Source organism: Streptomyces sp. NPDC107562 (assembly GCF_055657325.1).
Map to the genome: position 1 here is coordinate 227,391 of NZ_JBVKBE010000013.1, position 12,769 is coordinate 240,159.

Here is a 12,769-nt window from a genome sequence, read left to right on the forward strand (position 1 = left end):
AGGTACCGACATGCCCGCAGTGACCGTCGAGAACCCGCTGACGCTGCCCCGTGTGACCGCGCCGGCGGATGCCGTCGCGCGTCCCGTGATCACCGTCACGACCGCGCCCAGCGGCTTCGAGGGTGAGGGCTTCCCGGTGCGCCGGGCGTTCGCGGGGATCAACTACCGCCACCTCGACCCGTTCATCATGATGGACCAGATGGGCGAGGTGGACTACGCGCCCGGAGAGCCGAAGGGCACGCCCTGGCACCCGCACCGCGGCTTCGAGACCGTCACCTACATCATCGACGGGATCTTCGACCACCATGACTCCAACGGCGGCGGCGGCACCATCACCAACGGCGACACCCAGTGGATGACCGCGGGCTCCGGCCTGCTGCACATCGAGGCCCCGCCGGAGCACCTGGTGATGTCCGGCGGTCTCTTCCACGGCCTCCAGCTGTGGGTGAACCTGCCGGCCAAGGACAAGATGATGGCCCCTCGCTACCAGGACATCCGCGGCGGCAACGTGCAGCTGCTGACCACCCCCGACGGCGGCGCGCTGCTCCGTGTCATCGCCGGTGAGCTGGACGGTCACGCCGGACCCGGCATCACGCACACGCCGATCAGCATGATCCATGCGACGATCGCGCCGGGCGCGGAGGTCACCCTGCCGTGGCGGGAGGACTTCAACGGTCTGGCCTACGTGCTGGCCGGACGGGGCACGGTGGGAGCCGAGCGGCGGCCGATCCACCTCGGTCAGACCGCGGTCTTCGGCGCGGGGTCCGCGCTGACCGTCCGCGCGGACGAGAAGCAGGACTCGAACACGCCCGACCTGGAGGTCGTCCTCCTCGGCGGCCGGCCGATCCGGGAGCCGATGGCCCACTACGGCCCGTTCGTGATGAACACCAAGGACGAGCTGATGCAGGCCTTCGAGGACTTCCAGAAGGGCCGCCTGGGCACCGTCCCGGCGGTGCACGGGATGACGGAGAGCGGCCCGCGGGACTGATGTCCTGACGCGTCGTCACCCGGCCGGGCCGTCCGCACAGGACAGCCCGGCCGTCGCGTGATCGGGTGGGAGGCGTGCATCTGCTTCCCGTTCCCGTACGGCGGTTCGCCGCCTGGTGCGCCGTCGTGCTGCTGGCCGCCGGCGTCGGCTGGGTCGGGATCCTGCTCTGCGGCGCGCTGCGCACCGCCGTCGTGCCGGTGCTCCTCGCGCTGCTCGGCACGGCGCTGCTGGGGCCGCTGCACCGGCGGCTCGTGGGCGTCGGCGTCAACCGGTCCGCCGCCGCCGCGCTCACCTGTGTCGCCGTGGTGGCGGTGGTGGGCGGCGCGATGTACATCGTGGTCGCCGCGCTCATCGAGTCCGGCGACCAGATCGTCGCCTCGCTGCGGCAGGCGGCCCAGGACATCGCCCGGTACTTCGGCGCGGCCGGCACCTCGCTGGACGACATCGCCGCCAACTCCCGCGAGCTGCTGGGCAAGTTCGGCGGGACGGCCGCCTCCGGCGTGATCAGCGGCATCAGCGTGGTCGGCGAGACCATCGCCCTGGCCGTGCTGTCGCTGCTGCTCGTCTTCTTCTTCCTGCGCGACTCCCACCGGGCCGCGGGCGGACTGCGCGCTCTCGTGCCCAGCGGGGCCGCCGACACCGTGGAGGCCATGGCCCGGCGCGCCTTCCGCGCCGTCGAGGGGTTCATGCGGGGCACCACCTTCATCGCCTTCATCGACGCCGTGTGCATCACGATCGGCCTGCTGATCCTCCGCGTGCCCGGCGCGGTCGGGCTGGGCGCGCTGGTCTTCGTCGCGGCGTACATCCCCTACCTCGGCGCCTTCCTCTCCGGCGCCGTGGCCGTGCTGGTGGCGCTCGCCGACCGGGGGTTCGTGATCGCGCTGTGGGCGCTCGGGGTGGTGCTCGCCGTGCAGGTGCTGGAGGGCCATGTGCTCCAGCCGCTGGTGCAGAGCCGGACGGTGCACATGCATCCGGCGGCGGTGATGATCGCGATCACCGCCGGGGCGTCCGTCGCCGGGATCCTCGGCATCCTGCTGTCGGTGCCGCTCACCGCGGCCGCCTTCGGAGTCGTCCACGAACTGCGGGACCGGCACGGGACACCGCCGAAGGCGGCGGGGCAGCAGCCGTAGCGGCCGGCCGGAAGCACGGAAATCAGAGGGCCGCGGTGTCGTCGGACTCGTCGAGCTCGAACCAGATGCTCTTGCCCTGGCCCCGTGGGTCGACCCCCCACGAGTGCGCGAGGAGTTCGATCAGCATCAGGCCCCGGCCCGACGACGCGAGCTCGCCGGGCCGGCGCATGTGCGGCAGGTCGTCACCGGCGTCGGTGACCTCCACCCGTATCCGCCGCTCGCCCGGCTCCCCGGAGACCTCGACGACCAGCAGCGCGTCGGTGTCGGTGTGGACGAGGACGTTGGTCAGCATCTCGGACAGCAGCAGCACCGCCGAGTCGACCTGGTCGGAGGAGCTCCAGTCGTGCAGCAGCTCGCGCAGCTGCTGCCGTGCCACGGCGACCCGCTCGGGCTCCGCCTGGGCGACCGTCAGCATGGTGCGCCGGCGACGCGGCTGCGCGACCACCGTGTCGCCGCAGCCGCAGTCCTCGCCGTCCCGGCACAGCAGCAGGACGGCGATGTCGTCCTCGCGCCGGTCGGCCAGGGGGCCGGTGGTGTGGTGGGAGGACGGCCCGTGCACGGCCTGCACCAGGGACTCGGCCAGTTCCTCCAGGTCTCCCTTGTGCTCCTCCAGGATGGCGCGGATGCGCGCCCACCCGGTCTCCAGGTCGTGCCCTCCGGTCTCGATCAGGCCGTCGGTGCAGATCATCATGGTCTCGCCGGGTTCGAGGACCAGCTGGGTGGTGGGGTAGTCGGCGTCCGGGTCGATGCCCAGCGGCAGCCCACCGGCCGTCGGGCTCCTCAGGACCGTGCCGTCCGTCATCCGGATCGCCGGCTCCGGATGCCCGGCGCGGGCGATCTCCAGCACCCCGGTCTCGGGGTCGACCTCGACGTAGAGACAGGTCGCGAAACGCAGGTCGGAGGGGTCCTCGTCGGTGGTGGCGATGCCGTGCAGGAAGCGGGAGGCGCGGGACAGTACGGCATCCGGGCGGTGGCCCTCGGCCGCGTACGCCCGCAGGGCGATCCGCAACTGGCCCATCAGGCCCGCGGCCCGTACGTCGTGCCCCTGTACGTCACCGATGACGAGGGCGAACCGTCCTCCCCCAGACGGTGACCGGGAGGTGCCCCCCGGCAGCGGGATCATGTCGTACCAGTCGCCGCCGACCTGGAGGCCGCCGCCGGTGGGTATGTACCGGGCGGCGACGCTCATGCCGGGGATCTCCAGGCCCAGCGTGGGCAGCATGGAGCGCTGGAGGCCGTCGGTCAGCTCGCGCTCGGACTCGGCGGTCCCGGCCCGGGCGAGCGCCTGCGCCAGCATCCGGGCGACCGTGGTCAGCACGGATCTCTCGTCCGGGGTGAACGTGACCGGATAGGCGAAGGCCGCCATCCAGGCGCCCATGGTGCGCCCGGCGACGGTCAGCGGAAGGAAGGCCCAGGACTGGCGGCCGAACTGCGCGGCGAGGTGCCAGGTGAGCGGATAGCGCGCCTTGTACTGCTCGGGTGAGGACAGATAGACGGCCCGGCCGGTCCGCGCGACCTCCGCCGCCGGGTAGTCCGTCACCAGGGACATCTGCGAGAAGGGGTCCTCGTCGCCGGGCTGGTGTCCGTGGTGGCCGATGATCGTCAGCCGGTCGCCCTCCACGCCGAAGACGGCGAGGCCGTCCGGGGAGAAGCCCGGCATCGACAGTCCGGCCGCCACCCGCAGCACCTCGGCCGTGGAGCGCGCCTCGGCCAGCGCCCGGCCCGCGTCCAGCAGGAACGCCTCACGGGAGCGCCGCCAGTCGCCGGTGACCGCGCGGCGGCCGGCCGGGGTGCCCGGTGAGGGGTCGGTGACCTCCTGGAGGGTGCCGATCAGCTGGAAGGCCCGGCGCTCGGGGTCGTAGCTCGGCTTGGACCGGCTGCGGACGGTGCGGATGATCCGGCCCCGCTCGTTCATGATCCGGACCCGGACCTCGGCGAGCGTGCCCTCGGCGACGGCGAGGCCGACGACGCTGATGATCTCGTTCCAGTCCACGGGGTGCAGCCGGGCCCTGGTCTGGGCCTCGGTGAGGGTCGTCCGCTCGGCGGGCAGACCGAGCAGCCGAGCGGCCTCGGCATCCACCGTGACCAGTTTCGTGGCCGTGTCCCATTGCCACAGGCCGGTCGCGAGGGCGGCGAGAACCTGCCCCACGGCGGGCAGGGGCTCACCAGTGCGCATTGCCCCACTCTAGGGAGAGGTGATCGGACGCTGCCACCGAAGCCCTCCCCCGTAATCATGGAGAGGCCGTCCCGGACGGCCGGTACCCTGGGGGTGTTTCACGTGAAACACCCCCGATCTGCGAAGGCTGGATGAACGACGATGCATCGGTACAGGTCCCACACCTGCGGCGAGCTCCGCGCCTCTGACGTCGGCACCGACGTCCGGCTGAGTGGCTGGCTGCACAATCGGCGCGACCTGGGCGGCATCCTCTTCATCGATCTGCGCGATCACTACGGCATCACCCAGCTGGTCGCCCGGCCGAACACCGCAGCCTACGAGGCGCTGGACAAGCTCTCCAAGGAGACCGTCGTCCGGGTCGACGGCCAGGTCGTCTCGCGGGGCGCCGAGAACATCAACCCCGAGCTGCCCACCGGCGAGATCGAGATCGAGGTCGGTGACGTCGAGGTGCTGGGCGCGGCCGCCCCGCTGCCCTTCACGATCAACGCCGAGGACGGGGTCAACGAGGAGCGGCGCCTGGAGTACCGCTTCCTGGACCTGCGCCGCGAGCGGATGCACCGCAACATCATGCTGCGCTCCTCGGTGATCGCCGCGATCCGCTCGAAGATGGTCGCCCTCGGCTTCAACGAGATGGCCACCCCGATCCTGTCGGCGACCTCCCCCGAGGGCGCCCGCGACTTCGTCGTCCCCTCCCGCCTGAACCCGGGCAAGTTCTACGCCCTCCCGCAGGCGCCGCAGCAGTTCAAGCAGCTGCTGATGATCTCCGGCTTCGACCGCTACTTCCAGATCGCGCCCTGCTTCCGCGACGAGGACGCGCGGGCGGACCGCTCGCCGGGCGAGTTCTACCAGCTCGACGTCGAGATGTCCTTCGTCGAGCAGGAGGACGTCTTCCAGCCGGTCGAGCGGCTGATGACCGAGCTGTTCGAGGAGTTCGGCGGTGGGCGCCATGTCACGTCCCCGTTCCCGCGGATCCCGTTCCGCGAGGCGATGCTGAAGTACGGCTCCGACAAGCCGGACCTGCGCGCCCAGCTGGAGCTGGTGGACATCACCGACATCTTCGAGGGCTCGGAGTTCAAGGCCTTCGCCGGCAAGCACGTGCGGGCGCTGCCCGTGCCGGACGTCTCCGCGCAGCCCCGGAAGTTCTTCGACCAGCTCGGCGACTACGCCGTCACGCTGGGCGCCAAGGGCCTCGCGTGGGTGCGGGTCGCCGAGGACGGCACGCTGTCCGGGCCGATCGCGAAGTTCCTCACCGAGGACGACGTCGCCGAGCTGACCAAGCGGCTCTCGCTGTCCGCCGGTCACGCGGTGTTCTTCGGCGCGGGCGAGTTCGACGAGGTCTCGAAGATCATGGGCGCGGTGCGCGTCGAGGCCGCCAAGCGGGCCGGCCACTTCGAGGAGGGCGTCTTCCGCTTCTGCTGGATCGTCGACTTCCCGATGTACGAGAAGGACGAGGAGACCGGCGCGATCGACTTCTCGCACAACCCGTTCTCCATGCCGCAGGGCGGCCTGGAGGCCCTGCGGACCCAGGACCCGCTGGACATCCTGGGCTGGCAGTACGACATCGTCTGCAACGGCGTCGAGCTGTCCTCCGGCGCGATCCGGAACCACGAGCCGGAGATCATGCTCAAGGCCTTCGAGATCGCCGGGTACGACCGGGAGACCGTCGAGGAGAAGTTCGCCGGCATGCTGCGCGCGTTCCGCTTCGGCGCCCCGCCGCACGGCGGCATCGCCCCCGGCGTCGACCGCATCGTCATGCTCCTCGCGGACGAGCCCAACATCCGCGAGACCATCTCGTTCCCGCTCAACGGCAACGCCCAGGACCTGATGATGGGCGCCCCCACGGAGCTGGAGGAGGCCCGGCTGAAGGAGCTGCACCTGACGGTGCGGCGGCCGCAGCCGAAGTAGTCACCGCGACGAAGGGGGGCCGGCGTTCTCGACGCCGGCCCCCTTTGTCGTGTGCCGTCAGCGGGCCACGAACTGGGTGAGGATGGCCTGGACCTCGTAGATGTCGACGCCCTTGGTGAAGGTCTTCTGGATCGGCATCTGGGAGCCGGAGAGCCAGATCTTCAGTTCGGCGTCGAGGTCGAAGGTGCCCGCGGTCTCGACGGCGAAGTGCGTGATGCTGCGGTACGGGAGGGAGTGGTACTCCACCTTCTTGCCGGTGATGCCCTGCTTGTCGACCATGATGAGGCGGCGGTCGGTGAACAGCATGGTGTCGCGGATCAGCAGGTACGCGGCGTACACCTGCTCCCCCTGGCCCAGCAGGCGCGCGTAGTCCTGCGCGGCCGTCGCCGGATCGATGCTGTGCGCGTTGCCGAACAGAGCCATGACGAGACCCCCCACTCGTGTGCCGCGTGACCTGGCCGATCACGGGATCCCGGCCAGATATACCGGTGGAGTGAGGGGTCCGAGAAGGGCTGTTACGCGGCTGTTTCCCCGCCGAAGCGCTCCTTGTACGCGGCCAGGTCGTCCTCGGTCAGCTTGGCGAACAGGACCGGCGGGACCGTGAACGGGGTGCCGGCCGGCACGGAGGTCAGCGACGTCGCCTCGTCCGCCGAGACCCAGGTGGCGTCGTCACCGGTGAGCGAGAAGGCCTGGCGCATCGCCGCCGAGGTCGCCGGGATGAAGGGTTCCGAGACCACCGAGTAGAGGTGGATGAGGTTCATCGCGGTGCGCAGCGTGAGGGCGGCGCCGTCCTTGTCCGTCTTGATCTCCAGCCAGGGGGCCTTCTCCTCCAGGTAGGAGTTGCCGGCCGACCACAGAGCACGCAGCGCGGCCGCCGCCTTGCGGAACTGGAGGGCCTCCATCTGCTGCTCGTACTCGGTGAGCAGGCGGGCGATCTCCTCACCCAGCGCCGCCTCCGCCGGACCGGGCTCGCCGCCGGCCGGGACCTCCTCGCCGAAGCGCTTCTTGGAGAAGGACAGGACACGGTTGACGAAGTTGCCGAGGGTGTCGGCGAGGTCCTTGTTCACCGTCGCCGTGAAGTGCTCCCAGGTGAACGACGAGTCGTCGGACTCGGGGGCGTTGGCGATCAGGAAGTAGCGCCAGTAGTCGGCGGGGAGGATCTCCAGCGCGTGGTCGGTGAAGACGCCGCGCTTCTGGCTCGTGGAGAACTTGCCGCCGTAGTACGTCAGCCAGTTGAAGGCCTTCACGAAGTCGACCTTCTTCCACGGCTCGCGCACGCCCAGCTCGGTGGCCGGGAACATCACGGTGTGGAAGGGGACGTTGTCCTTCGCCATGAACTCGGTGTAGCGGACGGTGTCGTCCGCCTCGTACCACCAGGACTTCCAGTCGCGGTTCTCCGGGTCCTGGTCGGACCACTCCTTCGTCGCGCCGATGTACTCGATCGGGGCGTCGAACCAGACGTAGAAGACCTTGCCCTCGGCCGCGAGGTCCGGCCAGGTGTCGGCGGGGACCGGGACGCCCCAGTCCAGGTCACGGGTGATGGCGCGGTCGTGCAGCCCCTCGTTCAGCCACTTGCGGGCGATGGAGGAGGCCAGCTGGGGCCAGTCGTCCTCGTGGCGGGAGACCCAGGCCTCGACCTCGTGCTGGAGCTTGGACTGGAGGAGGAAGAGGTGCTTGGTCTCGCGGACCTCCAGGTCCGTGGAGCCGGAGATCGCCGAGCGGGGGTTGATCAGGTCGGTCGGGTCCAGGACCCGGGTGCAGTTCTCGCACTGGTCGCCGCGGGCCTTGTCGTAGCCGCAGTGGGGGCAGGTGCCCTCCACATAGCGGTCCGGGAGGAAGCGGCCGTCGGTGGGGCTGTACACCTGGCGGATCGCGCGCTCCTCGATGAAGCCGTTCTCGTGGAGCCTGCGCGCGAAGTGCTGGGTGATCTCGACGTTCTGCGGGGAGGAGCTGCGGCCGAAGTAGTCGAACGCGAGCGCGAAGCCGTCGTAGACCGCCTTCTGGGCGTCGTGCGCCTGGGCGCAGAACTCGTCGACCGGGAGGCCCTGCTCCTTGGCGGCGAGCTCGGCGGGGGTGCCGTGCTCGTCGGTGGCGCAGATGTAGAGGACGTCGTGGCCACGCTGGCGCAGGTAGCGGGCGTACACGTCCGCCGGGAGCATGGACCCCACCATGTTGCCCAGGTGCTTGATCCCGTTGATGTACGGAAGGGCGCTGGTGATGAGGTGTCGAGCCATCGCGGCTGCTCCCAGGTCGGTCGTTTCCTTGCGAACCTTGAAATCGTAGCCGACATGGGTGGGCCGCCCGCCTCCCGTTTTGAGGGGTGGGAGGCGGGCGGCCGGGGTGGTGCGGGGGCTACGGGCGCCAGTCCGCGAGGACGCCCTCGTAGAACTCGGAGTCCGTGAGTTCCTTCGGGGTGGGGCCCGCGTGGAAGAAGGACGTGTTGCCGGTCTTCAGTTTGCGCAGGTAGTCGAAGGCCTTGTTGTCGTGCTCACCGAAGGCGACGAACGCGAAGTGCAGGTGCGGGTGGGTTTTCGCGGCGTCCGTCAGGGCCTGGGTGGCGGGGGTCTTGGCGTCGGGGGCGCCGTCGGTCTGGAAGATCACCAGCGCCGGGGTGCCGGGGGCGGCCGCCTTGTCGTGGTGGGCGAGGACGTCCTCCACGGCGACGTGGTAGCTGGTACGGCCCATGCGGCCGAAGGCGGCGTGCAGCTCGTCGATCTTGTTCTCGTGGTCGGCGAGGGTCAGCTCGCCGGTCCCGTCGAGCTCGGTGGAGAAGAAGGTGACGTGCACCGTCGCCTCGGGGTCGAGATGGGCGGCGAGCGCGAGGGTCTGCTCCGCGAGGGCCTGGGCGGAGCCGTCCTTGTAGTACGGGCGCATGGACGCCGAGCGGTCGAGGACGAGGTGGATCTTGGTGGGGGCGGCGGTCGTGAGGCCGTGCGCGGTGAGGGTGGCGGCGGCCGCGGAGTATGCCGTGCGGAGGGTGGGCGGTACGGGGGTGTCGTGCGCGTCGCCTGCGGCTGCCGTGGGGGGCGCCTGCGCGGCGTCGGCTGAGGCGGGCTCCTCGGCGACCGGCTCCGACACGACCTCGGCATCGACCTCCGGCTGCGGGGCGGGGTCGGCCTCAGGCTCCGCTTCCGCCGTCGCCGCGTCCTGCGGCTGCGGGTCCGGCGTCGCAGTCGGTTCTGCCTCGGCCTGCGGCTCGGCGTCGGCTGCGGTCTGCGGGGCCGGGTCGGCCTCGGGCTCCGCTTCCGCTTCGGCCTCGGCCTGCGGCTCGGCGTCCGCTGCGGTCTCGGGCTCCACCTCCTCCTGCGGCTCCGTCTCGGACTCGGGCTCGTCCGTCGGCTGCGCGGTCGGCTCGGTGGCGGTTGCCGTGTCCGGCTCCGGGTGGACCTCGGCCTCTGCCACGACAGCGGACTCGGCGTCGGTCGTCCCCTTGGGTTCCGGGGTGGCGGTCGGTTCCGCTTCTGCCGTCGGCGTGGTGGCCGGCTTGTCGTTCTCCGACGCCTCAGCCTCCGGCTCCGCCTCCGGCGTGGAGGCGGCCTCGGCCTCGGGGTCCGCCTCGGCCTCCGCCGCGACAACGGACTCGGCGTCGGTCGTCCCCTCGGGCTCCGGGGTGGCGGTCGGTTCCGCTTCTGCCGTCGGCGGGGTGGCCGGCCCGTCGTTCTCCGACGCCTCCGGCTCCGGCTCCGCTTCCGGCGTGGAGGTGGCCTCCGCCTCGGGGCCCGCCTCGGGCTCGGCGGTCGGGTGTGCCGTCGGGTCGGACTCCACTCGGGCGTCCGGAAGGTGGGGCTCTGTGCCGTTCTGGTCGGCGGCTGAAATGGGACCGGTCTGGTGGGGGACCGTCACCTTGTCGAAGGCCGCCGACACCAGTTCGTGCTCCGAGCGGGGTTCGGGCACCTGCGGGGTGGGGGCGGGAGCGTCCGGCGTCGTGGCCGTCGGCTCGGCGGTCGGCGTCGACGGCTCCGGCGTCGTGGGAGCCGGTGTCGAGGAAGTCGGTGTCGGGGCGGCCGGCGGCGTTGATTCCGGCTGCGTGGAGACACTCTCTGCCTCGGGGCTGCGGCCCTTTCGGGAACGGCCGAACGCGTTCCGCAGGAGAGTGAGAATGCCCATTAGCGCAACCCTTCGCGTGAGTTGATGCCCGTCAATCCCTGGCCAGGACGGACACGTAAGGTTAGCGGTCCTGGGAGGCCCGACGGCGTCCGCGTCAAGGGTCGGACCCGGACGGACTGCGGCCAAACCTCAACTCCCCGACCGATACCCCCGGTTCACGCGTCGTTCATTCAATGGCTCCGCTCCCGCACAAACGTCCTCCTACCGTCCGTCACGCTGGATACAAGGGGAAGCAAGGGGAGTAATGGTGCGCAATCTGCTGCCGATCATCCGAACGAACGACTCGCATTCGGGCGGACGATCTGCCCTGACCTGCCGTTTCCGCTGTGGTGACGCCTGCTTCCACGAGGTGCCCAACACCACCGCCAACCCGTACGTCGGCGACGTCATCGCCGGCGCCCTCAGCCGCCGTGGCGTGATGCGCGCCGCCGCCGTCGTCACCGCGGCCGCCGCCGCCGGCACGGCCGCGGGTGTCGCCGCCGCGCCGCGTGCCGAGGCCGCGCCCGCCGGTCACTGGCCGTGGCCGAAGCCGGGCGACAAGGGCGCCCGCGGTCTGCGCTTCACGCCGGTCGAGCCGAACACCGACGACGTCGTGACCGTCCCCGAGGGCTACGGCCAGAACATCGTCATCCGCTGGGGCGAGCCCATCCTGCGCGGCGCCCCCGCCTTCGACCCGGACAAGCAGTCCGCCAAGGCCCAGGCCGGTCAGTTCGGCTACAACTGCGACTTCCTGGCGCTGCTGCCGCTGCCCGGCGAGCGCGGCCGCCAGATCCTCGTCGCCAACCACGAGTACACCGACGAGATCCTGATGTTCCGCGGCTACGACGCCGCCAACCCGACCAGGGACCAGGTCGAGATCGCCTGGGCCGCGCACGGCCTGTCCGCGGTCGTCGTCGAGGAGGAGCGCCGTACCGGCAAGCTCACCCCCGTCTCCCGGCACCCGCTCAACCGGCGCGTCACCGCGACCACCGAGTTCCGCATCACCGGCCCCGCCGCCGGCTCCGACCTGCTGAAGACCTCCGCCGACCCGACCGGCACCAAGGCGCTCGGCACCCTCAACAACTGCGCCGGTGGCGTCACCCCGTGGGGTACCACGCTGCACGGCGAGGAGAACTTCAACCAGTACTTCGGCAACGCCACGCGCGCCACGGACAAGCGCTACGGCATCGGCACCGGCGCCACCGAGCGCAAGTGGGAGCGTTTCGACAAGCGCTTCGACGTCGCGCAGGAGCCGAACGAGGTGCACCGCTTCGGGTACGTCGTCGAGCTCGACCCGTACCACCCCGACGCCAAGCCGCGCAAGCACACCGGCCTCGGCCGCTTCAAGCACGAGGGCGCGACCGTGCGCCTGACGGACGACGGCCGCCCGGTCGTGTACTCCGGTGACGACGAGCGGTTCGACTACTTCTACAAGTTCGTCGGCAGCAAGCGGATGATGAAGGGCAACTCCCGCGCCGCGCGCGAGCACAACCTCTCGCTGCTGGACGAGGGCACCCTCTACGTCGCGAAGCTCACCGGGGACTCCCCGGCGATCGAGATCGACGGCACCGGCAAGCTCCCGAAGGACGGCGAGTTCGACGGCAGCGGCGAGTGGATCCCGCTGGCCACGGCCACCTCGCGCGGCGCCGTGTCCCACGTCGAGGGCATGACCGCCGAGGAGGTGTACGTCTTCACGCGTCTGGCCGGTGACAAGGTCGGCGCCACGAAGATGGACCGCCCCGAGGACATCGAGCCCAACCCGCACACCGGCAAGGTGTACGTCGCGCTCACCAACAACACCAACCGCGGCATCGGCACCAACGCCGCCGCGGACGAGGCCAACCCGCGCAACGCCAACAAGCACGGGCACATCCTGGAGCTGACCGAGCGCTGGAACCGGGCCGACGCGACCCGTTTCGCCTGGTCGCTGTTCCTGGTCGCCGGTGACCCGGAGGACCCGGCCACCTACTTCGCCGGGTTCCCGAAGGACGACGTCAGCCCGATCTCCTGCCCGGACAACGTGGCCTTCGACCCGCACGGCAACCTGTGGATCTCCACCGACGGCGCCCAGCTCGGCTCGCACGACGGTCTCTTCGGTGTGGCCACGCGCGGTGACCGGCGCGGTGAGCTGAAGCAGTTCCTGACGGTGCCGAAGGGCGCGGAGACCTGTGGCCCGCTCGTCCAGGACCGGCGTGTCCTGGTGGCGGTGCAGCACCCGGGCGAGCTCGACGGGGCGACCGCCGAGAAGCCGCTGAGCGCCTGGCCCGACGGCCCCGGCAAGATGAACCGTCCCGCGGTGGTGGCCGTGTGGCGCAAGGACGGCTGCGACATCGGCGTCTGAGCGGCCTCGACGGCCGCGGCGGCCGCGGCGCGATCCGCACGACAGGCCCTAGGTCGTGTCCGTAAAGTGGTTGGTGCGTTGGTCTGTTCGTGGTGCGTCGTCATGAGTTGACTGATGAGTCGTGGGCGGTGATCGAGCCGTTG

At 70.9% G+C, this 12,769-nt stretch carries 8 protein-coding genes; 4 read left to right on the forward strand and 4 right to left on the reverse strand.

What is annotated here, in order from left to right; all coding sequences use genetic code 11:
- Positions 1-10 precede the first annotated feature (10 nt).
- On the forward strand, positions 11-988 hold the full coding sequence (locus tag ACZ7LV_RS30345; RefSeq protein WP_471943965.1) for a pirin family protein: 978 nt from the start codon (positions 11-13) through the stop codon (positions 986-988).
- Between the two features lie 74 nt (positions 989-1,062).
- Positions 1,063-2,118 (forward strand): AI-2E family transporter, encoded by a 1,056-nt coding sequence (locus ACZ7LV_RS30350; RefSeq protein ID WP_471943967.1) that lies wholly within the window; start codon positions 1,063-1,065, stop codon positions 2,116-2,118.
- 22 nt (positions 2,119-2,140) lie between these two features.
- On the opposite strand, the gene ACZ7LV_RS30355 is transcribed toward ACZ7LV_RS30350, so the two are convergent.
- The gene (locus tag ACZ7LV_RS30355; protein WP_471943968.1) at positions 2,141-4,294 is read right to left on the reverse strand and encodes a SpoIIE family protein phosphatase; all 2,154 of its coding nucleotides are present in this window, start codon (positions 4,292-4,294) and stop codon (positions 2,141-2,143) included.
- Positions 4,295-4,435: 141 nt separating this feature from the next.
- Here ACZ7LV_RS30355 and aspS point away from each other — a divergent pair, with 141 nt between their 5' ends.
- Positions 4,436-6,199, forward strand: a complete 1,764-nt coding sequence (gene aspS / locus ACZ7LV_RS30360) for an aspartate--tRNA ligase (RefSeq protein WP_471943969.1) — start codon at positions 4,436-4,438, stop codon at positions 6,197-6,199.
- A 57-nt stretch (positions 6,200-6,256) separates the two neighbouring features.
- Here aspS and ACZ7LV_RS30365 read toward each other — a convergent pair whose 3' ends face one another.
- The 3 genes from ACZ7LV_RS30365 to ACZ7LV_RS30375 all read right to left on the reverse strand — a co-directional run bounded on the left by ACZ7LV_RS30365 (position 6,257) and on the right by ACZ7LV_RS30375 (position 10,306).
- Complete coding sequence (locus tag ACZ7LV_RS30365) at positions 6,257-6,622, reverse strand: PH domain-containing protein (RefSeq protein ID WP_471943971.1); 366 nt, start codon at positions 6,620-6,622, stop codon at positions 6,257-6,259.
- 92 nt (positions 6,623-6,714) lie between these two features.
- Positions 6,715-8,433 carry a methionine--tRNA ligase gene (metG, locus tag ACZ7LV_RS30370; RefSeq protein ID WP_471943972.1) on the reverse strand — a complete coding sequence of 573 codons (1,719 nt, stop codon included), beginning with the start codon at positions 8,431-8,433 and terminating at the stop codon, positions 6,715-6,717.
- Positions 8,434-8,551: 118 nt separating this feature from the next.
- Positions 8,552-10,306: a VWA domain-containing protein gene (locus ACZ7LV_RS30375; protein WP_471943974.1), complete on the reverse strand. Its 1,755-nt coding sequence runs from the start codon at positions 10,304-10,306 to the stop codon at positions 8,552-8,554.
- A gap of 247 nt (positions 10,307-10,553) precedes the next feature.
- Between ACZ7LV_RS30375 and ACZ7LV_RS30380 the strand changes: the two genes are divergently transcribed.
- Positions 10,554-12,626 (forward strand): PhoX family protein, encoded by a 2,073-nt coding sequence (locus tag ACZ7LV_RS30380; protein ID WP_471943982.1) that lies wholly within the window; start codon positions 10,554-10,556, stop codon positions 12,624-12,626.
- The last annotated feature ends 143 nt before the right edge of the window (positions 12,627-12,769 follow it).

Excerpts from the sequence above, each read along its gene's own strand:
- metG (WP_471943972.1), bottom strand. The coding sequence starts at position 8,433 with ATGGCTCGACACCTCATCACCAGCGCCCTTCCGTACATCAACGGGATC.
- ACZ7LV_RS30345 (WP_471943965.1), top strand. The coding sequence starts at position 11 with ATGCCCGCAGTGACCGTCGAGAACCCGCTGACGCTGCCCCGTGTGACC.
- ACZ7LV_RS30355 (WP_471943968.1), bottom strand. The coding sequence starts at position 4,294 with ATGCGCACTGGTGAGCCCCTGCCCGCCGTGGGGCAGGTTCTCGCCGCC.
- ACZ7LV_RS30365 (WP_471943971.1), bottom strand. The coding sequence starts at position 6,622 with ATGGCTCTGTTCGGCAACGCGCACAGCATCGATCCGGCGACGGCCGCG.
- aspS (WP_471943969.1), top strand. The coding sequence starts at position 4,436 with ATGCATCGGTACAGGTCCCACACCTGCGGCGAGCTCCGCGCCTCTGAC.
- ACZ7LV_RS30375 (WP_471943974.1), bottom strand. The coding sequence starts at position 10,306 with ATGGGCATTCTCACTCTCCTGCGGAACGCGTTCGGCCGTTCCCGAAAG.